Origin of the sequence: Xanthomonas citri pv. mangiferaeindicae (assembly GCA_002240395.1) — a bacterium.
GTDB lineage: Bacteria > Pseudomonadota > Gammaproteobacteria > Xanthomonadales > Xanthomonadaceae > Luteimonas > Luteimonas citri_A.
In genome coordinates this window covers 2579675-2602623 of the sequence record CP016836.1, presented here as the reverse complement: position 1 = coordinate 2602623, position 22949 = coordinate 2579675, and the positions used below count along the sequence as shown (strand labels likewise).

Genomic DNA, 22949 nt, shown 5'->3' with positions numbered 1-22949 from the left:
GCCCGGTGTCAGCCGGGCAGCGCGTCGGCAGGCACGCGGACCGCACCGTCCATCAACACCCGCGCCGAGCGCGACATGATCGCCCGGGCTACGGTCCAGCGGCCGTCGACCTGCACCGCTTCGGCGCCGACCCGCAGGGTGCCCGACGGGTGCCCGAAGCGCACCGAGGTGCGCGCGCCACCGCCGGCCGCGTCGCTGACCAGCGTGCCGGGAATCGCGGCGGCCGTGGCGATCGCGACGGCCGCCGTGCCCATCATCGCGTGATGCAGCTTGCCCATCGACAGCGCGCGCACCAGTAGGTCGATGTCGCCCGCAGCGATCGCCTTCCCGCTCGACACCACGTGATCGTGCGGCGGCGCCACGAACGCGACCTTGGGCGTGTGCTGGCGCTTGGACGCCTCGGCGAGATCGCCAATGAGTCCCATGCGCAGCGCACCGTGCGCGCGGATCGTTTCGAACATCGCCAGCGCTTTCGCGTCGCCGTTGATCGCATCCTGCAACTCGCTGCCGGTGTAGCCGATCGCGGCGGCGTCGATGAAGATCGTCGGGATGCCGGCATTGATCATCGTCGCGCGCAGCGTGCCAATGCCCGGGACCTCGAGATCGTCGACGAGGTGGCCGGTCGGGAACATCGCCCCGCCCTCCCCTTCGCCCTCGTCGGCGGGATCGACGAACTCCAGCACGATCTCGGCCGCCGGGAAGGTCACCCCGTCGAGTTCGAAATCGCCGGTCTCCTGCACCTGGCCGCCGGCGATCGGCACGTGGACCACGATCGTCTTGCCGATGTTGGCCTGCCACACACGCACCGCGACGGTGCCGTCTTCGGGGATGCGCGCAGGATCGACGAAGCCGTTGGCGATCGCGAACGGGCCGACCGCCGTACTCAGGTTGCCGCAGTTGCCGCTCCAGTCGACGAACGCGCTGTCGATCGCCACCTGGCCATAGAGGTAGTCGACGTCGTGATCGGGCTGCGTGGACTTTGAAATGATCACGCACTTGCTGGTCGACGACGTTGCGCCGCCCATGCCGTCGGTGTGCTTGGCATAGGGGTCGGGCGACCCGATCACCCGCATCAGCAGCGCATCGCGCGCCGCGCCCGGCACCTGCGCCACGGCCGGCAGATCCTCGAGCCGGAAGAACACGCCTTTGGACGTGCCGCCACGCATGTAGGTGGCGGGGATACGGAGTTGCAGGGCATAGGTCATGGTGTTCACTCGCTCTGTATTGTTCCGGCTCTCCTCATCGGACGAGCTGGCGTCTGCTTGTCTCCCCGCTCCCCTTGCGGGAGAGGGGTGGGGGGAGAGGGGGGCTTCCCGCAACGCATTCCAAATCGCTTCGAGCACCGCATCCGTGCGCTGCAGGATGTCGTCATTCCAGAAACGCAGCACGCGGAAGCCTGCTGCTTCAGCCAAGCATCGCGTGCAACGTCGCGTGATGAATCAAGATGCTGACCTCCATCCGCCTCGACGATCACACGCGCACCGAAATGCACGAAGTCGACGATATAGGGGCCGATGGGCTGCTGCCGTCGGAACTTCTCTCCTTCAAAGCGGTGGGCGCTAAGGTGATACCAGAGCAGTTGCTCGGCGTCGGTCATGTTGCGGCGGAGCTGTCTGGCGAATGCGCGTTGATTCATCCCCTCTCCCCAACCCCTCTCCCGCGAGGGGAGAGGGGCTCGTGATACTGCGATCTTCAGCATTTCCTGGAGATCGCTCAGCCGGCCTTGTCCGACCTTTTCGCAGGAGGCCTCCACGCACATGCGCTTCGGCGAGACCCCCGTTTGTCTCCCCTCTCCCCTGCAGGAGAGGGGCTGGGGGAAAGGCGCGCTTTCATGCCGCCTTGTTGGACGCCAGGAAATCCTGCGCGAAGCGCTGCAGCACGCCGCCGGCCTCGTAGATCGAGACTTCTTCGGCGGTGTCGAGACGGCAGGTCACCGGGACCGCGAGTTGCGTGCCGTCCTTGCGATGGATCGCCAGGGTCAGCATCGCGCGCGGGGTGCGCTCGCCGATCACGTCGAAGGTCTCGGTGCCGTCGATGCCCAGCGTCAGCCGCGTGGTCCCGGGCTGGAACTCCAACGGCAGCACGCCCATGCCGATCAGGTTGGTGCGGTGGATGCGCTCGAAGCCTTCGGCCACGATCGCCTCCACACCGGCCAGGCGGACGCCCTTGGCGGCCCAGTCGCGCGAGCTGCCCTGGCCGTAGTCCGCGCCGGCGACGATGATCAGCGGCTGGCGCCGCGCCATGTAGGTCTCGATCGCCTCCCACATGCGCACGACCTGGCCCTCGGGTTCGATCCGCGCCAGCGAGCCCTGCTTGACCTGGCCATCGACGACGGCCATCTCGTTGATCAGCTTCGGATTGGCGAAGGTCGCCCGCTGCGCGGTCAGGTGGTCGCCGCGGTGGGTGGCGTAGGAATTGAAGTCCTCCTCCGGCACGCCCATCTTCGCCAGGTACTCGCCGGCCGCACTGCTGGCGAGAATCGCATTCGACGGCGACAGGTGGTCGGTGGTGATGTTGTCGCCCAGCACTGCGAGCGGGCGCATGCCGCGCAGGGTACGTTCGCCGGCCAATGCGCCTTCCCAGTACGGCGGGCGCCGGATGTAGGTGCTCATCGGCCGCCAGTCGTACAGCGGCGCGACGCGCTCGCCGGTATCGACGTGCAGCTTGAACATCGGGCCGTAGACACTGCGGAACTGCTCGGGCTTGACGCTGGCCTTGACCACCGCGTCGATCTCCTCGTCGCTGGGCCAGATGTCCTTGAGCGTGACCGCGTTGCCGTCGGCATCGATCCCCAACACGTCCTGTTCGATGTCGAAGCGCACCGTGCCGGCGATCGCGTAGGCGATCACCAGCGGCGGTGAGGCCAGGAAGGCCTGCTTGGCGTAGGGATGGATGCGGCCGTCGAAGTTGCGGTTGCCGCTGAGCACTGCCGTGGCGTAGAGATCGCGGTCGATGATCTCCTGCTGGATCGCCGGGTCCAGCGCACCGCTCATGCCGTTGCAGGTGGAGCAGGCGAACGCGACGATGCCAAAGCCCAGTTGCTCGAGTTCGGGCAGCAGGCCACTCTCGCGCAGATACAGCTCGACCGCCTTCGACCCGGGCGCCAGCGACGTCTTGACCCACGGCTTGCGCAGCAGGCCGCGCGCGTTCGCGTTGCGCGCCAGCAGGCCGGCGGCGATCACGTTGCGCGGGTTGGAGGTGTTGGTGCAGCTGGTGATCGCGGCGATGATCACCGCGCCATCGGGCATCGTGCCCTCAAGCGGCATCTCCCACGCACCGGCGATGCCGCTGGCGGCGAGGTCGCGGGTCGCGACCCGCTTGTGCGGGTTCGAAGGGCCGGCCATGTTGCGCACCACGCTCGACAGATCGAAGTGCAGCGTGCGCTCGTACTGCGCGCCATCGAGGGCATCGGCCCACAGGCCGGCGGCCTTGGCATAGGTCTCCACCAACTGCACCTGGGCATCGTCGCGACCGGTCAGACGCAGATAGTCGAGCGTGTTGTCGTCGATGAAGAACATCGCTGCGGTCGCACCGTATTCGGGCGCCATATTGGAGATCGTCGCGCGATCGCCGATGGTCAGCGCCGCTGCGCCGGGGCCGCGGAACTCCAGATACGCGCCGACCACCTTCGACTTGCGCAGGAACTCGGTCAGCGCCAGCACCACATCGGTCGCGGTGATGCCCGGACCCGGACGACCCGCGAGCTCCACACCGACGATCTCGGGGGTGCGCATCCACGACGCGCGCCCGAGCATGACGTTCTCCGCCTCCAGGCCGCCGACACCGATCGCAATCACTCCCAGCGCATCGACATGCGGGGTGTGGCTGTCGGTGCCGACACAGGTGTCGGGAAACGCGACGCCGCGTCCCTGGGCGGCCTGCTGGGTGTAGATCACCGGCGACATCTTCTCCAGGTTGATCTGGTGCATGATCCCGTTGCCCGGCGGAATCACCTCGACGTTGCGGAACGCCCGCTTGGTCCAGTCGATGAAGTCGAAGCGGTCGGCATTGCGCCGGTCCTCGATCGCCCGGTTCTTGGTGAACGCATCGGGATCGAAGCCGCCGCACTCCACCGCCAGCGAATGGTCGACGATCAGTTGCACCGGCACCACCGGATTGACCTTGGCCGGGTCACCGCCCTGCTCGGCAATCGCATCGCGCAGGCCCGCCAAGTCCACTAGCGCCGTCTGGCCGAGGATGTCGTGACAGACCACGCGCGCCGGATACCACGGGAAGTCGAGGTCGCGGCGCAGCTCGATCAACTGCCGCAACGCATCGTCGAGCAGCGCCGGATCGCAGCGTCGCACGAGGTTCTCGGCATGCACACGGGCGGTGTAGGACATGCGGGCGTAGGCGCCGGGCGACAGCGCCTCGACCGCCTCACGTGCGTCGAACCAATCGAGGTCGGTACCGGGAAGGGGCTTGCGGTGCTGGCTGTTCATGGCTGGCTACTTCGAAGAAGGGCGTTTGATGCCGAAGGCGGATGGGGCGCTTACTTGCGCTCGGCCAGCGGCACGAACGGCTGGTCCTCGGGACCGGTGTAGTTGGCGCTGGGGCGGATGATCTTGCCGTCGATGCGCTGCTCAATGACGTGCGCGCTCCAGCCCGCGGTGCGGGCGATGACGAACAGCGGGGTGAACATCGCCGTCGGCACGCCCATCATGTGGTAGCTCACCGCGCTGAACCAGTCGAGGTTGGGGAACATCTTCTTGATGTCCCACATCACCGTTTCCAGGCGCTCGGCGATGTCGTACATCTTGCGGCTGCCGACCTCGTCGGACAGTTCCCGCGCGACGTCCTTGATGACCACGTTGCGTGGATCGCTGACGGTGTACACCGGGTGGCCGAAGCCGATGATCACTTCCTTCTTCTCCACGCGCGCGCGGATGTCGGCCTCGGCCTCGTCCGGCGTGTCATAGCGCTTCTGCACTTCGAAGGCGACTTCGTTGGCACCGCCATGCTTGGGCCCGCGCAGCGCGCCGATGCCGCCGGCGATGCACGAATACAGGTCGCTGCCGGTGCCTGCGATCACGCGGCTGGCGAACGTCGAGGCATTGAATTCGTGCTCGGCGTAGAGGATCAGCGAGGTGTGCATCGCCCGGACCCACGACTCGCGCGGCGGGACGCCGTGCAGCAGATGCAGGAAGTGCCCGCCGATCGAGTCGTCGTCCGTCTCCACGTCGATGACACGGCCGTTGTGGCTCCAGTGGTACCAGTACAGCAGCATCGAACCGAGGCTGGCCATCAACTTGTCGGCGATGTCGCGCGCGCCCGGATGGTTGTGGTCGTCTTTCTCGGGCAGCACGCATCCGAGCACCGACACGCCGGTGCGCATGACGTCCATCGGATGCGCCGACGGCGGCAGCTCTTCCAGCGCCGCCTTGACCGCCGCCGGCAGGCCGCGCAGCGACTTGAGCTTGGCCTTGTAGCCACGCAGCTCGGCTTCGTTGGGCAGCTTGCCGTGGACCAGCAGATAGGCGATCTCCTCGAACTCGCTGGTGCGCGCGAGATCGAGAATGTCGTAGCCGCGGTAGTGCAGGTCGTTGCCGCTGCGGCCGACCGTGCACAGCGCGGTGTTGCCGGCGGCCGTGCCGCTCAGCGCGACGGACTTCTTCGGCTTGAAGCCGGGGGCGGTGGTGGCGGTGTCGCTCATCTGGGATCTCCGGTGAATGCCTGGATGGATCGCTTACTGCTTGTTGGATGCGAACAGCGCGTCCAGCCGCTGCTCGAAGGCGTGATAGCCGATGCGCTCGTACAGTTCCTCGCGCGTCTGCATCGCATCGACGACGTTCTGCTGGTGGCCGTCGCGGCGCACGGTGGCGTAGACGTTCTCGGCCGCCTTGTTCGCGGCGCGGAACGCCGACAGCGGGAACAACTGGATCGCCACCCCCGCCGAGGCCAACTCGTCGCGGGTGAACAGCGGCGTCTTGCCGAACTCGGTGATATTGGCCAGCACCGGCACCTTCACCGCATCGACGAACCGGCGGTAGGTCTCGAGGTCGTAGGCCGCCTCGGCGAAGATGCCATCGGCGCCGGCCTCGACGCAGGCGATCGCGCGTTCGATCGCGGCATCCACGCCGTCGACCTGGATCGCATCGGTGCGCGCGATCAGAAAGAAATCGGGATCGGTCTTGGCATCGGCCGCCGCCTTGACCCGGTCGACCATCTCGCCCTGCGACACGATCTCCTTGCCCGGCCGATGGCCGCAGCGCTTGGCGCCGACCTGGTCCTCGATATGGCAGGCCGCAGCGCCGGCCTTGATCAGCGATTTGACCGTGCGCTCGATGTTGAAAGCGCTCGGCCCGAACCCGGTATCGATGTCGACCAGCAACGGCAGATCGCAGACGTCGGTAATCCGGCGCACGTCGATCAGCACATCCTCGAGCGTGTTGATGCCCAGATCCGGCAGGCCGAGCGAGCCAGCAGCGACGCCGCCGCCCGACAGATAGATCGCCTGGAACCCGGCGCGTTTGGCGAGCAGCGCGTGGTTGGCGTTGATCGCACCGATCACCTGCAACGGCGACTCGGCGGCGAGGGCGGCGCGGAACCGGGCGCCAGCGGACAGGGTGCTCATCGATGCGACTCCGGGACTGCGGTGTACCGCGATGACGCGCAATGTGTCACTGTACGAATGGTTGATCAATCTTGATCGAATCAATCAATACATCGGAATTCACAGTGAATGCGAACGATGGCGATCTGATGTCCGCCGCCGAGGCCTGCGCGGCACTCGGCATCAGCACCGCGACCCTGTACGCCTACGTGAGCCGCGGCCTGCTGGAATCGCGCCCGGGGCCGGACCATCGCAGTCGCGTCTATCTGCGCCAGGACGTGGAGCGCCTGCGCCAACGCAAGCGCGCCGGGCGCGGCGCGGCCCGCGGCGCGGCGCAGAGCCTCGACCGCGGCCTGCCGGTCATGGAGACGCGGATCTCGCTGATCCGGCCCGACAGCCCCTACTACCGGGGGCGCTCGGCGGTGGCGATGGTCGAAGCCGGGGCGACGCTCGAGGACGCGGCTCGACTGCTGTGGGACTGCGGCGACAGCGACCCGTTCGATGCCGCCGTCGACCCGTGGCCGGCGCGGGTCGCGACGATCGCCGGCGATGCCACGCTGCCGCCGATCGAGCGCGCGATGGCGGTCCTGCCGCTGCTCGCGCCCGATCTGCGCCACTCCCTGAGCGCGGCGCCGGCCGCCAAGCGCGGCATCGCAGCGACGCTGCTGCGGCAGAACGCGGCGCTGCTGGTCGCCGGCCAGCCCGATGCACGGCCCGTCCACGTGGTGCTCGCCGAGGCCTGGTGTCCGGGCGATGCGGTCTTCGCGGACCTGGTCCGGGCCGCCCTGGTGCTGTGCGCCGATCATGAGCTCAACGTCTCGGCCTTCGCCGCGCGCGTGGTCGCGTCCACCGGCGCGCACCTGCACGCGACCGTCTGCGCGGGTCTGGCCGCCCTGTCGGGACCGCGCCATGGTGGCGCGACGGCACGTGCGCATGCGCTGATCCGCGAAGCCTGCGACACGCCCTCGCCGGCCGGCTACATCGCCGAGCGCTGGCAGCGCGGCGACGACCTGCCCGGCTTCCACCATGTGCTGTATCCAGACGGCGACCCGCGCGCGGCGCATGTGCTGGCGCGGCTGCGCGCCACGCGCGGAGACACGCCGCGGATGCGCCAGGTCGAGACGGTCATTGCCGCGGCCGCCGAGACCAGCGGCCGACCGCCCAACATCGACGGCATGCTGGCGGCGATCTGCTTCGTCCATGACCTTCCGGCGACGCCTGCGCTGGCGATATTCGCGGCCGGGCGATTGTCGGGCTGGCTGGCGCACGCGCTGGAACAGCAGGCGCTGGGCCGGCTGATCCGGCCCCGCGCGCGCTACACCGGTATCGAGCCGGAGTGAACGCACGGCAGCCGGGGCTGGCCCCGGCCGCACACCTGGGGTCGCTTCGACGTCAACGGAAGGACGCGGCCACGCTCATCCGGCATCGGCGCCGCGCGCGAGCACCCGGCGCACCTCCTCCAGCGCGTTCGGGTCGTCCAGCGTCGACAGGTCGCCGGGGTCGCGCGATTCGGCCAGGGCCTGCAACGAGCGCCGCAGCAGCTTGCCCGAACGCGTCTTCGGCAGCGCACTGACCACGTACACCCGCGCGGGCCGCGCGACGGCGCCGAGCTGGTCGGCCACCGTGCGCATCATCTCCCCGGCAGTGGCGTGCTGGGCCTGGGGATCGGACGCGGCCTGCTTGAGCGTCGCGAACACGATCGGCACCTGCCCCTTGATCTCGTCGGCCACGCCGATCACCGCGGCCTCGGCGACGGCCGGATGGCTGGCCACCGACTCCTCGATCTCACGCGTCCCCAGGCGGTGGCCGGCGACGTTGATGACGTCGTCGGTGCGCCCGAGGATGAAGGTGTAGCCGTCCTCGTCCTGGATCGCCCAGTCCAGCGAGCTGTAGACCAGCGCCTTGAAATGCGAGAAGTAGCTCGACACAAAGCGTGCATCGTCATTCCACACCGTGGTCATACAGCCCGGCGGCAACGGCGGCTGGATCACCAGCACGCCCTTGGTGCCCGGCGGCACCCGCTCGCCGGTCGCCTCGTCGATCACGCGCAGGTCGTATCCAGGCGTCGGCAGCCCGGGCGAGCCGAACTTCACCGGCTTCATTTCGACGCCGGGCATCAGCGCCAGCACCGGCCAGCCGGTCTCGGTCTGCCAGTAGTTGTCGATGATCGTCGTGTCGCCCAGGCCTGCGTTGATCCAGCTCGCGGTCGGCTCGTCGAGCGGCTCGCCGGCCAGAAACAGATACCGCAGTGCCGACAGGTCGTACTGGCGCAGGAACTTCGGGTCCTGCTTCTTCAGCACGCGGATCGCAGTCGGCGAGGAAAACATCGTGCGCACGCCATAGTCGGCGCAGATCTTCCACCAGATGCCCGCGTCGGGCGCCGTCGGCAAGCCTTCGTAGAGGATCGCGGTGGCGCCGGCGATCAGCGGGCCATAAACGTTGTAGGAGTGGCCGACCGCCCAGCCGACGTCGGACGTCGAGAACATCGCCTGGCCCGGACGCACGTCGTAGATCGCCCACATCGACAGCGCCATCGCAACCGCGTAGCCGCCGACGTCGCGCTGCACGCCCTTGGGCTTGCCGGTCGTGCCCGAGGTGTAGAGCAGGTAACTGGGTTCGTTGGATTCCAGCCATTCGACCGGCACATCGCTGCCGGCGTGCGCGGCGCGCAGCGTGGCGTAGTCGACGTCGCGCCCCTCGACCCGCGACCCGCCGGGCGCAAGCCCGCGGTCAACGATCAGCACGCGCGGCGGCGGCGAGGTCGCTTGCGCCAGCGCCGCATCCACCAGCGGCTTGTAGGGAATGACCTTGCCACCGCGGCTGCCGGCATCGGCCGCGATCAGCAGCGCAGGCTTGGCGTCGTCGATGCGCAATGCCAGGTTGTGCGCGGCGAAGCCACCGAAGACCACCGAATGCACCGCACCGATGCGCGCGCAGGCGAGCATCGCGAACACCGTCTCGGCCATGTTGGGCATGTAGATGACCACGCGATCGCCGCGCCCGACGCCGAGCGCGACCAGGACTGCGGCGAAGTCGACGACCTCGCGATGCAGTTGGCGATAGCTGAGCTCGCGCGTTTGCCCCGTCTCGCTCGAGATCGCGACCAGCGCGAGCCGATCGCCGCCGGTCTCGAGATGGCGGTCGACCGCGTTGTAGCAGAGATTGGTCAGGCCGCCGACGAACCACTTGCGAAACGGCGGCTTCGAATCATCAAGGATTCGCTCGGGCGCCTTGTGCCAGTGGATCGCCTGCGCCTGCTCGCCCCAGAAACCCTCGGGGTCCTCGATGGAGCGGCGATGGAAGTCGTCGTAACGCATGGCCCTGCCTACGGATGGGAGGATCCCGAAGGCTAGACCGTGGAGCGCGCCGGCCGCGCTACGACGTTGGTCTAGTACGCGCGCATCCATGGCCTGCGACGGCCAGGATCGCGTCATGGCGGCGCGTGCGCGGCATCGCCACTGCCGGGCGGACGTCGCCTGCACCGGATACGACAAGGCCGGCCCAAGGGCCGGCCTTGCGAGGCAAACGCGGTGCCGGTCAACCCAGCAGGTGCGCGACGCCCGAACGCTCTTCCTCGAGCTCGGCCAGGGTCTTGTCGATGGCCTTCTGGCTGAAGTCGTCGATCGGCAGGTCGCGGACGATCGTGTACTCACCGTTCTCGGTGGTCACCGGGAAGCCGAAGATCACGCCTTCGGGGATGCCGTAGGACCCATCGGAGGGAATGCCCATCGTGGTCCACTTGCCGTTCGAGCCGAGCACCCAGTCGCGCACGTGATCGATGGCAGCGTTGGCGGCCGAGGCGGCCGACGACAGACCACGGGCCTCGATGATCGCCGCGCCACGCTTGCCGACCTGCGGGATGAAGGTTTCGGCGTTCCAGGCGTCGTCGCCGATCTTGTCCTTCAGCGATGCGCCGCCGACGGTCGCAAAGCGGTAGTCGGGGTACATGGTCGGGCTGTGGTTGCCCCAGACGATCAGCTTCTCGATCTCGCCCACGGCCACGCCGGCCTTGGTCGACAGTTGGCTCAGTGCGCGGTTGTGGTCCAGGCGCAGCATTGCGGTGAAGTTCTTGGCCGGCAGGTCGGGCGCGGACTTCATCGCGATGTAGGCATTGGTGTTGGCGGGGTTGCCGACGACCAGCACCTTGACGTCGCGCGAGGCGACCTTGTTCAGTGCGGCGCCCTGGGCGGTGAAGATCTTCGCGTTTTCCAGCAGCAGATCCTTGCGCTCCATGCCCGGGCCGCGGGGACGCGCACCGACCAGCAGCGCGATGTCGGCGTCCTTGAACGCGACTTCAGGATCGTCGGTCCCGACGGTACCGGCCAGCAGCGGGAACGCGCAGTCCTCCAGCTCCATGATCACGCCCTTGAGCGCGGCCTGCGCCTTGTCGATCGGCAGTTCGAGCAGCTGCAGGATCACCGGCTGGTCCTTGCCCAGCATCTCGCCGGAGGCGATCCGGAACAGCAGCGCATAGCCGATCTGGCCGGCGGCGCCGGTCACGGCAACACGGACGGGCTTCTTCATCGTCAATCCTCTCGTATCAAATCGAACGGTTACGTGGGTGGGGGCGAACCAGGCGGCGGCGCCGTCGGCTCAGGTCAATTCCGCGAAGAACTCGCGGATGCGGGTCAGCCCGGGCACCAGTTGCGCCTCCGGGCAGGTGTAGCTGATACGCAACGCCCGCGGCTCGCCGAAGGCCGAGCCGGGCACGCAGGCCACGCCCTTGGCCTCGAGCAGCGCATTGCACAGGTCGACATCGTTCTCGATACGCAGGCCGCCATGCGACTTGCCGAACGCGACGCTGATGTCGGGAAACACGTAGAAGGCGCCGGCAGGTTTGGGGCATACGACGCCCGGAATCTCCGCCAGCGCGGCCATCACCACGTCGCGACGCGCCTGGAACTCGGCGCACTTGGCCCTGGGCACGTCCTGGGGACCGGACAGGGCGGCGACCGCGGCCGCGGTCACGACCTCCGGCACGTTGGTGATGTGGTTGGAATTCATCGTCACAAAGGCGGTCGCCACGCGCTCGGGGCCGGCCAGCAGGCCGACGCGCCACCCCGGCATGCCGTAGGTCTTGGACAACGAGTCGACGAAGATCGTGCGCTCGCGCAGTTCGGGGCGGGCCTGCGTGACGTGGTGGTAGCCGATACCGTCGAACACCATCGCGTTGTAGATGTCGTCGGTGACGATCCAGGTGTCGGGATGGCGCGCCATCACATCCGCCAGCGCGGCGATCTCGGCCTGGGTGTAGACCATGCCGGTCGGGTTGGACGGGTTGTTGAACAGGAAGACCTTGGGCCGTTGCGCCAGCGCGGCGTCGAGCTGGGCCGGGGTCAGCTTGTAGTCCTGTTCCGGCGGGCACGGCAGCAGCCGGATGTCGGCGCCGACGATCTGCGCGATGTCGAGATAGGTCGTCCAGTACGGCGTGGCGAACGCGAACCCGTCGCCTTCGTCCAGCAGCACTTCGGCCAGCGTGTAGAGGATGTGCTTGGCGCCGATGCCGCTCGCGCAATGGGCGCGCGTATAGCCCGGCAGGCCGATGCGATCGAGATGGCCGATGAAGGCGTCGAGCAGCGCATCGCCGCCACGGTTGCTGCCGTACTGGCCGCTGTCGCGGTCGAGCGCATCGCGCGCGGCGGCATAGACGTGCGGGCCGGGCAGAAAGTTCGGCACGCCGATCGAGAAACTGATGATGTCCCGCCCCTCGGCCTTCAGACGCTTGGCCTTCTCGGCGACCTGCATGATGGCGCTGGGCTTGGCGCGACCGGTGCGCGCAGCGAGCTGGAGCATCGCACAACCTCGTTTGGGGAGGGCTGGCCGGCAGCTGGAGAGAGCGGTTTTTCCGGCGCGAAATGGTATCACGGCACTTCGGTGCGACCGCGCCAAGGGGCCGCCCTACCCGCTGCACGGCGGTGCGCGGGCGTCAGGCCGGGGCATTGGCGCCTACAGATAGTCCAGCACGTCGCCCAGGTCGTAGTTCTCGTCGAAGTAGGCCTGCCACTTTGCGTAGACCTCGCGCAGGCAGGCCGGCGTGGTACAGGCGTCGAGTTGCTGGACCACCACCGCCGCGGTGCGGTCGCCGTCGGGGTAGCGCGCCGACAGCTCGACCAGTTGCGCGTGCAGGTTGCGGTCGAGCGCGGCGAAGTCGTCGCGGTTGCAGACCAGCGTCGCCCGCAGGCTGCCCTGGGCGGCGTCGGTATCGCAGGCCACTGCCGGGACCTGGTCGGCCTGCGAGACGGCGAGCGTGATCTCCTGGCGATCGCGCGGGGTGAGGCGGCGCACGAAGCCCAGTTCCTCGGTCTGCCCCTGCGCCCAGGTCAGGCGCAGCGTGAAGCCGTCGCCGGCGGCCGGATCGCGCACCTTGCGCAGTGTGGCGGTCTCGTCAGGCCCGTCTTGACGGTCGATGCGGAAGGCCAGGGTCTGGTTGTCGAGGTCCACGTCCTCGACAGCGCCGTCGAGCCAGGCACCGTCGCGCAGAATCCGCAGGCCCGCGCCGGCCTGGTATTCGATGGCGTAGACCGTCTGCGCATCGTCGCCCTGCGCGCCGCCGGTGCTCCAGATGCCCTCCAGGCTCTGTTCGAACGCCGGATCCTGGGGCTGCGATGCCGCCGGCGACGGTGTGGACGGGGCCAGCTGTGCGTCCTCGGATGGGCGATCGCATGCGCCCAGGCCCAGCAGCAGGGCCGGCAGCAGCGCGAGGGATCGCAGGCGGGCAGGCGATGTCATGGCGTCCCTCACAGCAGGCAGGCCGGCAATGCGCCGGCCTGCCGATTGCATCACGCCGCGAGGGTCTTGTTCCACTCCGCGACGCGATCGGCCTTGGCGGCCAGCACGGCCTCGGCGTCGCCTTCGATCTTCACCGACTTGATGACGTCGCCCTGCTTGATCGCATCCACCACGTCCAGGCCCTGCGTGACCTTGCCGAACACGGTGTGCTTGCCGTCCAGCCAGTCGGTCTTGATGTGGGTGATGAAGAACTGGCTGCCGTTGGTGTTGGGACCGGCGTTGGCCATCGACAGCACACCGCGTTCATGCTTGACGCCGTTGTTCGTTTCATCTTCGAAACGATAGCCCGGGCCGCCGCGGCCCGAGCCCTCGGGGCAGCCGCCCTGGACCATGAAGTCGGCGATGACGCGGTGGAAGTTCAGCCCGTCGTAGAAGCCGCGCTTGGCCAGGTTGACGAAGTTGGCGACGGTCAGCGGGGCCTTGTCGGCGAACAGTTCGACCTGGATCTGGCCACGGTCGGTATCGAATACGGCGTGCAGGGACATCGGGAATCCTGGGTTGGGGTGGTCCGACAGGCTGGATGCGGCCCCAATGGCCGATTTCAAGCCGCCTGTCGCGCGCGGCGCGCGACAAGGTATGATAGCCGGCTTCCTCCACTGCCCTAGCGCGCCAGGTCAAAGCCAGGTGCGGCCTTGCCCATGTCTCTCGAACGCCTGCGCAACATCGCCATCGTCGCCCACGTCGACCACGGCAAGACCACCCTCGTCGACCAGTTGCTCAAGCAGTCGGGCACCCTGTCCGAACGCACCGTGCTCGCCGAGCGCGTGATGGACAGCAACGACCAGGAAAAGGAACGTGGCATCACGATCCTGGCCAAGAACACCGCCATCAACTGGCAAGGCAACCGCATCAACATCGTCGACACCCCCGGCCACGCCGACTTCGGCGGCGAGGTCGAGCGCGTGCTGTCGATGGTCGACTCGGTGCTGATCCTGGTCGACGCGATGGACGGGCCGATGCCGCAGACCCGCTTCGTGACCCAGAAGGCGTTCGCGATGGGCTTCAAGCCGATCGTCGTCGTCAACAAGATCGACCGCCCCGGCGCGCGCCCCGACTGGGTCATCGACCAGGTGTTCGACCTGTTCGACAAGCTCGGCGCGACCAACGAGCAGCTCGACTTTCCGATCGTCTACGCCTCGGCGCTGCACGGCTATGCGAGCCTGGACGACAGCGTCCGCTCGGGCGACATGACCCCGCTCTACGAAGCGATCATGCAGCACGTGCCGGCCCCGAAGTCGACATCGACGGCGCGTTCCAGATGCGCATCAGCCAGCTCGACTACAACAACTTCGTCGGCCTGATCGGCATCGGCCGCATCCAGCGTGGCAAGCTGAAGAAGAACATGCCGGTGAGCGTCGTCGACCGCGAAGGCAAGAAGCGCCAGGGCAAGGTCGTGCAGGTGCTGGGCTTCCTGGGCCTGGAGCGCGTGGAAGTCGAGGAGGCGCAGGCCGGCGACATCGTCGCGATCGCCGGCGTGCAGGACCTGTCGATCTCCGACACCGTCTGCGCGCTCGACACCCCCGAAGCACTGCCGGCGCTGACCGTCGACGAGCCGACGATCTCGATGACCTTCCAGGTCAACAACTCGCCGTTCGCCGGCAGCAAGGAGCACAGCGGCGGCAAGTTCATCACCAGCCGCCAGATCCGCGAGCGCCTGGAGCGCGAGACGCTGCACAACGTTGCGCTGAAGGTCGAGGAGACCGCCGACGCCGACAAGTTCCTGGTCTCGGGCCGTGGCGAGCTGCACCTGTCGGTGCTGATCGAGAACATGCGCCGCGAAGGCTACGAGTTGGCCGTGTCGCGCCCGGAAGTGATCATCAAGGAGATCGACGGCCAGCTGATGGAACCGGTCGAGCAGCTCGTGGTGGACATCGAAGAGCAGCACCAGGGCGGCGTGATGGAGAAGCTCGGCACCCGCAAGGCCCAGCTCAAGAACATGGAGCCCGACGGCAAGGGCCGCGTGCGTCTGGACTACATGATCCCGGCGCGCGGTCTGATCGGCTTCCAGAACGAGTTCAAGACCCTGACCCAGGGCTCGGGTCTGCTGTTCCACGTCTTCGACCACTACGGTCCCAAGGAGACCGGCCCGATCGCCAAGCGCAACAACGGCGTGATGATCGCCAATGCGCCGGGCATGACGCCGGCCTACTCGCTCGGCCCGCTGGAAGAGCGCGGCCGGCTGTTCGCGGCCGAAGGCGACAACGTCTACGAGGGCCAGTTGGTCGGCATCCACTCCAAGGACAACGACCTGACAGTCAACGTCATCAAGGGCAAGCCGCTGACCAACGTCCGCGCCTCGGGCAAGGACGACGCGATCAAGCTGACCCCGGCGCTGAAGTACTCGCTGGAACAGGCCCTGGATTTCATCGAGGACGACGAGCTGGTCGAAGTCACCCCGAAGGAAATCCGGCTGCGCAAGAAGCTGCTGACCGAAAGCGACCGCAAGCGCGCCTCCCGCGCCGCGTGAGCCAGGCGCTGTTCCCGGGGTGGCGGCCCGACGCTGCCGGTCGGGCGGCGCTCGCGACGCTGTCGCAACGCCTGCAGGAGGCGCGTCCATCGGACGCGCCTTCTTTGCAACTGCGACGCGCCGATCAGTGGCATGCCACGCTCTGCTTCATCGGCCACGACGTGGGCCATCTCGCAACGCCCGCACTGCTCGATGCGTTCGCGGCTGTCGGGGCCCGGATCCCGCCGCACACGTGCACCCTCGAACGGCTCGTCTACTGGCGCCAGTCGGGAGCGGTCGTCGCGTTGCCGCACAACTGTGTGGCCCTGCAGGCGCTGTGCGATGCGACGCGTGATGCGATCCGCCGCTGCGGCATCACGCCGGCGCAGGTGACGACCCAACCGCACGTGACCCTGGCCTATCTGCCGAAGGGACTCGACGCGCAGTCCTGGCTCGACACCGTCGACTGCGACATCGGCCCGCTGACGGTCGATACCTTCGAACTGCTGTTCAATCCCGGCGGTCGCTACGACGTGCTCGGCAGCTGGCCGCTGACTGGCGCTCCGCTGCCCCCGCCGCCGCGCCAGGATGCGTTGTTCTGATGGCCGACGACCTCACCCCTGCACACAACGGCCTGCGCGCAATCGCGCTGTTCGAGGCGAGCAAGGGCGCCGTCGCCCTGCTCGTCGCCGGCGGCCTTGCAGCAATCGGGCCCGATGCGCTGCAGCACCAGGTCGAGCGCGTGCTCATGCGGTTTGGCGCGGATGCCGATCGCTTCGGCACGGATCTGCTCGACGCGATCACGCCGCAGACGCTGCATATCGCGATTGCCGTCGCGTTGATCTATGCGGCCATGCGCCTGCTCGAAGCCTGGGGTCTGTGGTGGCACCGCGCCTGGGCCTCGTGGCTCGGCGTCATCGGCGCCGCCGCGTATCTGCCGTTCGAGATCTACGCGCTCTGGCACCACCCCGACTGGATGACCTGGGGTGTGTTCCTGCTCAATCTGCTGATCGTGCTGGTGCTGGCCCGCGATCTGTACCGGCGACGCGCGGGCGGCTGAAGCAACCCTAGAAACGGTCAGATCTCAGACGCGAGCACCACTGAGCCTTTATTTCGGCGAAAGCTGGATTCTGACGACTTCGTTCTCTCACACCGAAAGACTCAGGCCCTGAAGCACGCCGACTTCGGATGGGCATCGGCCTGCCGGCCGGAAGCAGCTCTCCCCTCGGTCAAGGCATCCTGCCTTGACTCGGGCGCACGCCATCCATGGCGTGCTAGACGCAGCCACCGGCCGTCAGTCCGCCGCCTCGAACTTCCAGCCGCAGTGCGTTGTGCCGGCTGGGGGTTGCGCAGAGCGGGCCATGGATGGCCCGCGGCGGCGAGTCAGCCATGGATGGCTGCCGAGCCGAGGAGCAACCCCCGGTCGGCGCAACGCTGTCTCCGAAGCCAGGCACTGGTGCGGCAACGAGCTGCACTAGAGCCTTATAGGCAGCTGGCCTCTCTCAGCTACGCCAACGCAGCTCACCCCACCGCGCGGCCGACCTGTGCGCGCTTGCGCACGATCAGCATCGCCGTCTCCAGCGCCTGCTCGTAGTTGAGCCGCGGATCGACCTGGCTCTTGTAGGCGCGCTCCAGATCGACCTCGGTCAGCGCCCGTGCGCCGCCCATGCACTCGGTGACGTCCTCGCCGGTCAGCTCCAGGTGCACGCCCCCCAGGCGGGTACCGGCCGCGGCATGCAGATCGAACGCCTGCTCGATCTCGCTGCGGATGTTGTCGAAGCGCCGGGTCTTGAAGCCGTTGCGGGTCGACTCGGTATTGCCGTGCATCGGGTCGCAGATCCACAGCACGCGGCGGCCGGAGCGCTTGACCGCATCGAGCAGTGCCGGCAGGCGCTCGGCGATCTTCGTCGCGCCCATCCGGTGGATCAGGCTCAGTCGCCCCGGCTCGTCGTCGGGATTGAGCAGCTCGATCAGACGCAGCAGCTCGTCCGGCGTCGAGGTCGGCCCGACCTTGACCCCGATCGGATTTCGCAGGCCGCGGAAGTACTCCACATGCGCGCCGTCGAGCGCTGCGGTGCGCACGCCGATCCAAGGGAAATGCGTGCTGAGGTTGAACCAGCCCCACTGGCGCGGCACCTGGCGCGTCTGCGCCTCCTCGTAGGGCAGCAGCAGCGCTTCGTGAGAGGTGTAGAAATCGACACGCTTGAGCGTGTGCACCTGGGTGCCGGCCAGCGTCTCCATGAAACGCACCGCATCGCCGAGCCCCGAGACCATGCGCTGGTACTCCTCGGCCAGCGGCGAATGCCCCACCCAATCCAGCCCCCAATACTCGGGGTGATGCAGATCGGCAAAACCACCGTCGATCAACGAGCGGACGAAGTTCATCGTCATCGCCGAGCGCGCGTGCGCCTTGATCATGCGGCGCGGATCCGGGGTCCGCGCCTGCGCGGTGAACCCCGGCGCATTGACCACATCGCCGCGATAACTCGGCAAGGCGACGCCGTCGCGCACTTCGGTCTCGGCCGAGCGCGGCTTGGCGTACTGGCCTGCGAACCGGCCAACCCGCACGACCGGCAGGCGCATGCCATGCACGAGCACCAGGCTCATCTGCAGCAGCACCTTCAGGCGGTTGGAGATGATCTCGGAGGTGCAGTCGCCGAAATGCTCGGCGCAGTCGCCGCCCTGCAACACGAAGCGCTGGCCGTCCTGGGCTTCGGCCAACTGCTGCTTCAGGCTCAGGATCTCCCAGGAGGTCACCAACGGCGGCAATGCCCGGAGCTCGGCCTGCACTTCGCTCAGTGCCTCGGTATCGGGATACACCGGCAGCTGCGCAGCGGGACGGCTGCGCCAGCTCTCGGGGGCCCAGTCTTCAGGCAGGGTCACAGGGCGCAGACTGCGTTCGGCGGAAGCGGGCATCGGAACATCCTCGTGCGAGCGCACATCATCGCAGCTTGCTGCGCTGCGTCAATTTCGGCTGCCAGAAGGCGCGCTGCGCTGCGGGCGCCACGCGGCATACACCGCGACCGCACCCAGCAACAAGAACCACAGCAGGCTCCAGGCGGGCATCGACAGGCCCAGAAAGGTCCAGTCGATCGTGCCGCAGTCGCCGCTGCCGGTCAGGACCTTCTGGATCAGCGTGGGCGTGTCCATGGTCTGGCGCATGAAGGCGAACGGCGCGCCGCAGGTCACGAAGCCCGGCGGATGCATCTGCAGCCAGACATGCCGCCCGGCGATGCCGATGCCGACCGCGGCGGCGGCCAGACCCAGCACGCCGTAGACGCGCCGCCCGCCCTGCCTCTTGGGCGCATGCACTCCGGCGATCAGCAGCACCAGGCCCAGCGCCGCGAACGCGATGCGCTGGAAGATGCACAGCGGGCATGGCTGCAATCCCCACTGCAGCTGCGAGTAGATCGCAAAGCCGATCAGCGCAAAGCAGGCGACACCACCGACGAGCATCAGGGTGCAGAACGACCAGCGCAGTGGATTCATGGAAATGGGCCAGAAAGGGAGACGGCGATTATCCCGCCGCAGCGGCGAAAGCCAAAGACCTGCTGCGCAACGCGCCGGATCTGGACTCGCAACGATGCCCCCAGACGCAGAAAACCCCGGCATGGGCCGGGGTCTCTGGGAGACACGGATCGGGCGATGCCCGACCGGTCGGAATCACTCGGCGGCGTCGGCCTGCGGGCGATCGACCAGTTCGACGTAGGCCATCGGCGCGTTGTCGCCGGCGCGGAAGCCCGCCTTCAGGATGCGCAGGTAACCGCCCGGACGCGACTGATAGCGCGGGCCCAGCGTCGTGAACAGGGTGCCGACCGCTTCCTTGTCGCGCAGACGCGCGAATGCGAGGCGGCGGTTGGCGACGCCATCGACCTTGGCCAGGGTGATCAGCGGCTCGGCCACGCGGCGCAGTTCCTTGGCCTTGGGCAGGGTGGTCTTGATCAGCTCGTTCTTGATCAACGAGGCGGCCATGTTGCGGAACATCGCTTCGCGATGGGCGCTGGTGCGGTTGAACTTGCGACCGGCTTTCTGGTGGCGCATGGGTTGGATCCTTCAGTGGAATGGTGGGTCGTTGGACATCGTTGTCGCCTTCCTGGCGTTGTGACTTGGACTGCGGATGGTCCGAAAAACCGGTGATCCATCACCGGCGATCGCCGCGGGCCTCGAAGCCCGTCTGGCGATGCGCGAAAGGCGCGTCCTGATAGGACGCGCCTTCCACGTGTTGCATCAGCCAAGCATGCCGTGGCTGGAGACACCGGCCGGCGGCCAGTTCTCGAGCTTCATGCCCAGGGCCAGGCCGCGCTGCGCGAGCACTTCCTTGATCTCGGTGAGCGACTTCTTGCCCAGGTTCGGCGTCTTGAGCAGCTCGACCTCGGTCTTCTGGATCAGGTCGCCGATGTAGTAGATGCTCTCGGCCTTGAGGCAGTTGGCCGAACGCACCGTCAGCTCCAGATCGTCGATCGGGCGCAGCAGAATCGGATCGACGCCCGGGGTCTGCGGCTTGGCGGCGCCGCGGTCGCGGTGCGTGAAGTCGCCGAACACCGACAGCTGCTCGGTGAGGATGTCGGCGGCGGTGCGCACGGCTTCCTCGGCATCGATCGTGCCGTTGGTCTCGATATCGATGACCAGCTTGTCGAGGTCGGTGCGCTGCTCGACGCGAGCGGCCTCGACCTCATAGGCGACGCGGCGGACGGGCGAGAACGACGCATCGAGCATCAGACGACCGATCGCACGGGTCTCCTCGTCGGGACGACGACGGGCGGCGGCCGGCTGGTAGCCGAAACCGCGCTCGATCTTCAGGCGCATGTTGATCGACGCATCCTTGGTCAGATGGCAGATCACGTGCTCGCCGTTGAGGATCTCGACGTTGTGGTCGGTCTTGATGTCGGCGGCAGTCACCACGCCCGGGCCCGACTTCGACAGCGACAGCGTCGCGCTTTCGCCGGTGCCCATGCGGATCGCGACGTCCTTGAGGTTCAGCAGGACTTCGAGCACGTCCTCCTGCAGGCCCTCGATGGTGCTGTACTCGTGCAGCACGCCGTCGATCTCGACTTCGGTGATCGCGAAGCCCGGAATCGACGACAGCAGCACGCGACGCAGGGCGTTGCCCAGCGTGTGCCCGTAACCGCGCTCCAGCGGCTCGATCACGACCTTTGCACGGTTGCCGGCAAGGCGTTCGATCTGCGGGCCACGGGGACGCAGTACCTGGTTGGCGGTAGCCGTCATGTTTGTGTGTCTCCTGGAGACCGTCCGCGCCGGGGGCGCGGAGGCCTGAATGAATTACTTCGAGTACAGCTCGACGATCAGCGCTTCGTTGATGTCCGCCGGCAGGTCGCCACGATCGGGCACGGCCTTGAACACACCACTGAACTTCTTCGAGTCGACCTCGACCCACGACGGCGACAGGTCCATCGACGAGGAGACGGTCAGAGCCTCCTGGACGCGGAGCTGCTTCTGGGCCTTCTCCGACAGCGCGATCGCGTCGCCGGCCTTGACCTGGTACGACGGCAGGTTGACCGGCTGGCCGTTGACCGTGACGCCGCGGTGCGACACCAGCTGGCGCGCGGCCGGGCGGGTGACGGCGAAGCCCATGCGGTAGACGACATTGTCGAGGCGGGTCTCGAGGAGCTGCAGCAGGTTTTCACCCGTGTTGCCCTTCTTGGTCGAGGCCTTCTTGTAGTAGTTGCGGAACTGACGCTCCAGCAGACCGTAGATACGCTTGACCTTCTGCTTCTCGCGCAGCTGGGTGGCGTAGTCGGACAGCTTGCCGCGACGGGTGTTGCCGGCGCCGTGCTGGCCGGGCTTCTGCTCGAGCTTGCACTTGGAATCCAACGCGCGCGTCGGGCTCTTGAGCGACAGGTCGGCGCCTTCGCGGCGCGCGAGCTTACAGGTAGGACCGATATAACGAGCCATTTCTTGATCGCTCCTTTAGACGCGACGCTTCTTCGGCGGACGGCACCCGTTGTGCGGGATTGGCGTCACGTCGATGATGTTGATGATCTTGTAGCCCACGTTGTTGAGCGAACGCACGGCCGACTCACGACCCGGACCCGGGCCCTTGATGCGAACTTCCAGCGACTTGACGCCGTAGTCGAGCGCGGCCTTGCCGGCCTTCTCGGCAGCCACCTGGGCTGCGAACGGGGTCGACTTGCGCGAACCGCGGAAGCCGGCACCGCCGGAGGTCGCCCACGAGAGCGCATTGCCCTGGCGGTCGGTGATCGTGACGATCGTGTTGTTGAACGAAGCGTGGACATGCGCGATGCCGTCAGTGACGACGCGCTTGATCTTCTTCTTGGTCTTGGTTGCGGACGGCTTGGCCATGAATAGGATTCCTTACTTCTTGATGGCCTTGCGCGGACCCTTGCGGGTACGAGCATTGGTCCGGGTGCGCTGGCCGCGCAGCGGCAGGCCGCGACGATGGCGCAGGCCGCGGTAGCACGACAGGTCCATCAGACGCTTGATCGCGATACCGACCTCACGACGCAGGTCGCCCTCGACCACGAACTTGCCGACTTCGGCGCGCAGGCGCTCGACTTCCGGCTCCGACAGGTCGCGGATCTTGGTGGTGGCCTCGACGCCCGCGGATTCGCAGACCTTCTTCGACCGGGTACGGCCGATGCCGTAGATGCTCTGAAGCCCGACCCAGACATGCTTCTGGGCAGGCAGGTTCACGCCTGCAATACGCGCCATGCGCGGATCTCCAACTGTTGGGGCTGCCGGGGGTTCAATCCCGACAAAAGGGAACATGAAATGATAGCAAGGCCTCGGAACTGCGTGCAGTCGCGCCCTGAACAAGCGGCTCGACCCGGCATGGGGAGTGTGCCCATGCTCCGGCGACGGTACCGGGGCGGCAACCGGGGACGACTCCCCAAAAGCCCCGCGCGCTACTCTGGCGTGCGGATCACCCTGCACCACCCGCGCCCGAGACCGCCGCGCGAGTCGCCCATCCTGGGGTCCGGCGCGTGTGTCCGGCCCCCGTGCCCCACCCTGCCGGGCGAGACGTGCGATGCCGGGGAGAGTCCCGGACCGCGAAGAATTCTGTGCCGGCGCACGAGGCAACCGGCGGCAGCAGAACAGCATACCACCAAGTGACGCCCGCCGCACGCCATCGGCGCAGGGCGGCACCACGCACCGCCCCGGACTGCGAGGCGGCGCCGAACG

General features: G+C 67.6%; 20 protein-coding genes and 1 pseudogene. 5 read left to right on the top strand and 16 right to left on the bottom strand.

The window, feature by feature from the left end:
• Nucleotides 1-8: 8 nt before the first annotated feature.
• On the bottom strand, nt 9-1205 hold the full coding sequence (locus BEN78_11290) for a putative methylaconitate Delta-isomerase PrpF (protein ID ASR45092.1): 1197 nt from the start codon (nt 1203-1205) through the stop codon (nt 9-11).
• A 239-nt stretch (nt 1206-1444) separates the two neighbouring features.
• On the opposite strand from BEN78_11290, the gene BEN78_11285 reads away from it, so the two are divergent.
• Complete coding sequence (locus BEN78_11285; GenBank protein ID ASR43870.1) at nt 1445-1681, top strand: hypothetical protein; 237 nt, start codon at nt 1445-1447, stop codon at nt 1679-1681.
• Nucleotides 1682-1829: 148 nt separating this feature from the next.
• Here the strand turns inward: BEN78_11285 and BEN78_11280 are convergent, their stop codons facing one another.
• Genes BEN78_11280 through BEN78_11270 form a run of 3 tightly spaced genes read right to left on the bottom strand, consistent with a single transcriptional unit; the run spans nt 1830 to nt 6574 of the window.
• Nucleotides 1830-4442 carry a Fe/S-dependent 2-methylisocitrate dehydratase AcnD gene (locus BEN78_11280; GenBank protein ASR43869.1) on the bottom strand — a complete coding sequence of 871 codons (2613 nt, stop codon included), beginning with the start codon at nt 4440-4442 and terminating at the stop codon, nt 1830-1832.
• A 50-nt stretch (nt 4443-4492) separates the two neighbouring features.
• Nucleotides 4493-5653 carry a 2-methylcitrate synthase gene (locus BEN78_11275; protein ID ASR43868.1) on the bottom strand — a complete coding sequence of 387 codons (1161 nt, stop codon included), beginning with the start codon at nt 5651-5653 and terminating at the stop codon, nt 4493-4495.
• A 33-nt stretch (nt 5654-5686) separates the two neighbouring features.
• Complete coding sequence (locus tag BEN78_11270) at nt 5687-6574, bottom strand: methylisocitrate lyase (GenBank protein ID ASR43867.1); 888 nt, start codon at nt 6572-6574, stop codon at nt 5687-5689.
• A gap of 128 nt (nt 6575-6702) precedes the next feature.
• Here BEN78_11270 and BEN78_11265 point away from each other — a divergent pair, with 128 nt between their 5' ends.
• Nucleotides 6703-7893 (top strand): citrate synthase, encoded by a 1191-nt coding sequence (locus BEN78_11265; protein ID ASR45091.1) that lies wholly within the window; start codon nt 6703-6705, stop codon nt 7891-7893.
• Between the two features lie 75 nt (nt 7894-7968).
• Here the strand turns inward: BEN78_11265 and BEN78_11260 are convergent, their stop codons facing one another.
• The 5 genes from BEN78_11260 to BEN78_11240 all read right to left on the bottom strand — a co-directional run bounded on the left by BEN78_11260 (nt 7969) and on the right by BEN78_11240 (nt 13827).
• Nucleotides 7969-9870, bottom strand: a complete 1902-nt coding sequence (locus tag BEN78_11260; protein ID ASR43866.1) for a propionate--CoA ligase — start codon at nt 9868-9870, stop codon at nt 7969-7971.
• A 220-nt stretch (nt 9871-10090) separates the two neighbouring features.
• On the bottom strand, nt 10091-11077 hold the full coding sequence (locus BEN78_11255; GenBank protein ASR43865.1) for a malate dehydrogenase: 987 nt from the start codon (nt 11075-11077) through the stop codon (nt 10091-10093).
• Between the two features lie 69 nt (nt 11078-11146).
• Nucleotides 11147-12346 (bottom strand): aminotransferase, encoded by a 1200-nt coding sequence (locus BEN78_11250; GenBank protein ID ASR43864.1) that lies wholly within the window; start codon nt 12344-12346, stop codon nt 11147-11149.
• 153 nt (nt 12347-12499) lie between these two features.
• Nucleotides 12500-13282, bottom strand: coding sequence for a hypothetical protein (locus tag BEN78_11245; GenBank protein ASR43863.1), 783 nt, complete (start codon nt 13280-13282; stop codon nt 12500-12502).
• A 50-nt stretch (nt 13283-13332) separates the two neighbouring features.
• Nucleotides 13333-13827 carry a peptidylprolyl isomerase gene (locus BEN78_11240; protein ASR43862.1) on the bottom strand — a complete coding sequence of 165 codons (495 nt, stop codon included), beginning with the start codon at nt 13825-13827 and terminating at the stop codon, nt 13333-13335.
• A gap of 153 nt (nt 13828-13980) precedes the next feature.
• Here BEN78_11240 and BEN78_11235 point away from each other — a divergent pair.
• The 3 genes and pseudogenes from BEN78_11235 (at nt 13981) to BEN78_11225 (ending at nt 16848) form a co-directional block, all read left to right on the top strand.
• Nucleotides 13981-15809, top strand: a pseudogene (locus BEN78_11235) (GTP-binding protein TypA).
• Nucleotides 15806-16390 (top strand): hypothetical protein, encoded by a 585-nt coding sequence (locus BEN78_11230; protein ID ASR43861.1) that lies wholly within the window; start codon nt 15806-15808, stop codon nt 16388-16390. Before BEN78_11235 ends, BEN78_11230 begins: the two are co-directional and overlap by 4 nt.
• Complete coding sequence (locus BEN78_11225; GenBank protein ASR43860.1) at nt 16390-16848, top strand: hypothetical protein; 459 nt, start codon at nt 16390-16392, stop codon at nt 16846-16848. Before BEN78_11230 ends, BEN78_11225 begins: the two co-directional genes overlap by 1 nt.
• Before the next feature lie 461 nt (nt 16849-17309).
• Here BEN78_11225 and BEN78_11220 read toward each other — a convergent pair whose 3' ends face one another.
• From BEN78_11220 to BEN78_11190, 7 genes are all read right to left on the bottom strand, one after another.
• Complete coding sequence (locus BEN78_11220) at nt 17310-18704, bottom strand: 3-deoxy-7-phosphoheptulonate synthase (protein ASR43859.1); 1395 nt, start codon at nt 18702-18704, stop codon at nt 17310-17312.
• Between the two features lie 48 nt (nt 18705-18752).
• Nucleotides 18753-19277 carry a disulfide bond formation protein B gene (locus BEN78_11215; GenBank protein ID ASR43858.1) on the bottom strand — a complete coding sequence of 175 codons (525 nt, stop codon included), beginning with the start codon at nt 19275-19277 and terminating at the stop codon, nt 18753-18755.
• 174 nt (nt 19278-19451) lie between these two features.
• Nucleotides 19452-19829, bottom strand: a complete 378-nt coding sequence (locus BEN78_11210) for a 50S ribosomal protein L17 (GenBank protein ASR43857.1) — start codon at nt 19827-19829, stop codon at nt 19452-19454.
• Nucleotides 19830-20015: 186 nt separating this feature from the next.
• Entirely contained in the window at nt 20016-21014 is a 999-nt protein-coding gene (locus BEN78_11205) for a DNA-directed RNA polymerase subunit alpha (GenBank protein ID ASR43856.1), read from the bottom strand.
• A 54-nt stretch (nt 21015-21068) separates the two neighbouring features.
• On the bottom strand, nt 21069-21701 hold the full coding sequence (locus BEN78_11200) for a 30S ribosomal protein S4 (GenBank protein ID ASR43855.1): 633 nt from the start codon (nt 21699-21701) through the stop codon (nt 21069-21071).
• 15 nt (nt 21702-21716) lie between these two features.
• Entirely contained in the window at nt 21717-22109 is a 393-nt protein-coding gene (locus tag BEN78_11195; protein ID ASR43854.1) for a 30S ribosomal protein S11, read from the bottom strand.
• A gap of 12 nt (nt 22110-22121) precedes the next feature.
• A complete protein-coding gene (locus BEN78_11190) occupies nt 22122-22478 on the bottom strand; it encodes a 30S ribosomal protein S13 (protein ID ASR43853.1) in 357 nt (118 codons plus the stop codon).
• Nucleotides 22479-22949 lie beyond the last annotated feature (471 nt).

What these genes read in the sequence shown, in the direction of transcription:
- BEN78_11265 (ASR45091.1), top strand. Translation starts at nt 6,703, where the DNA reads ATGTCCGCCGCCGAGGCCTGCGCGGCACTCGGCATCAGCACCGCGACC.
- BEN78_11250 (ASR43864.1), bottom strand. Translation starts at nt 12,346, where the DNA reads ATGCTCCAGCTCGCTGCGCGCACCGGTCGCGCCAAGCCCAGCGCCATC.
- BEN78_11280 (ASR43869.1), bottom strand. Translation starts at nt 4,442, where the DNA reads ATGAACAGCCAGCACCGCAAGCCCCTTCCCGGTACCGACCTCGATTGG.
- BEN78_11255 (ASR43865.1), bottom strand. Translation starts at nt 11,077, where the DNA reads ATGAAGAAGCCCGTCCGTGTTGCCGTGACCGGCGCCGCCGGCCAGATC.
- BEN78_11245 (ASR43863.1), bottom strand. Translation starts at nt 13,282, where the DNA reads ATGACATCGCCTGCCCGCCTGCGATCCCTCGCGCTGCTGCCGGCCCTG.
- BEN78_11270 (ASR43867.1), bottom strand. Translation starts at nt 6,574, where the DNA reads ATGAGCACCCTGTCCGCTGGCGCCCGGTTCCGCGCCGCCCTCGCCGCC.
- BEN78_11260 (ASR43866.1), bottom strand. Translation starts at nt 9,870, where the DNA reads ATGCGTTACGACGACTTCCATCGCCGCTCCATCGAGGACCCCGAGGGT.
- BEN78_11195 (ASR43854.1), bottom strand. Translation starts at nt 22,109, where the DNA reads ATGGCCAAGCCGTCCGCAACCAAGACCAAGAAGAAGATCAAGCGCGTC.
- BEN78_11205 (ASR43856.1), bottom strand. Translation starts at nt 21,014, where the DNA reads ATGACGGCTACCGCCAACCAGGTACTGCGTCCCCGTGGCCCGCAGATC.
- BEN78_11220 (ASR43859.1), bottom strand. Translation starts at nt 18,704, where the DNA reads ATGCCCGCTTCCGCCGAACGCAGTCTGCGCCCTGTGACCCTGCCTGAA.
- BEN78_11200 (ASR43855.1), bottom strand. Translation starts at nt 21,701, where the DNA reads ATGGCTCGTTATATCGGTCCTACCTGTAAGCTCGCGCGCCGCGAAGGC.
- BEN78_11190 (ASR43853.1), bottom strand. Translation starts at nt 22,478, where the DNA reads ATGGCGCGTATTGCAGGCGTGAACCTGCCTGCCCAGAAGCATGTCTGG.
- BEN78_11275 (ASR43868.1), bottom strand. Translation starts at nt 5,653, where the DNA reads ATGAGCGACACCGCCACCACCGCCCCCGGCTTCAAGCCGAAGAAGTCC.
- BEN78_11210 (ASR43857.1), bottom strand. Translation starts at nt 19,829, where the DNA reads ATGCGCCACCAGAAAGCCGGTCGCAAGTTCAACCGCACCAGCGCCCAT.
- BEN78_11240 (ASR43862.1), bottom strand. Translation starts at nt 13,827, where the DNA reads ATGTCCCTGCACGCCGTATTCGATACCGACCGTGGCCAGATCCAGGTC.
- BEN78_11225 (ASR43860.1), top strand. Translation starts at nt 16,390, where the DNA reads ATGGCCGACGACCTCACCCCTGCACACAACGGCCTGCGCGCAATCGCG.
- BEN78_11285 (ASR43870.1), top strand. Translation starts at nt 1,445, where the DNA reads ATGCTGACCTCCATCCGCCTCGACGATCACACGCGCACCGAAATGCAC.
- BEN78_11215 (ASR43858.1), bottom strand. Translation starts at nt 19,277, where the DNA reads ATGAATCCACTGCGCTGGTCGTTCTGCACCCTGATGCTCGTCGGTGGT.
- BEN78_11290 (ASR45092.1), bottom strand. Translation starts at nt 1,205, where the DNA reads ATGACCTATGCCCTGCAACTCCGTATCCCCGCCACCTACATGCGTGGC.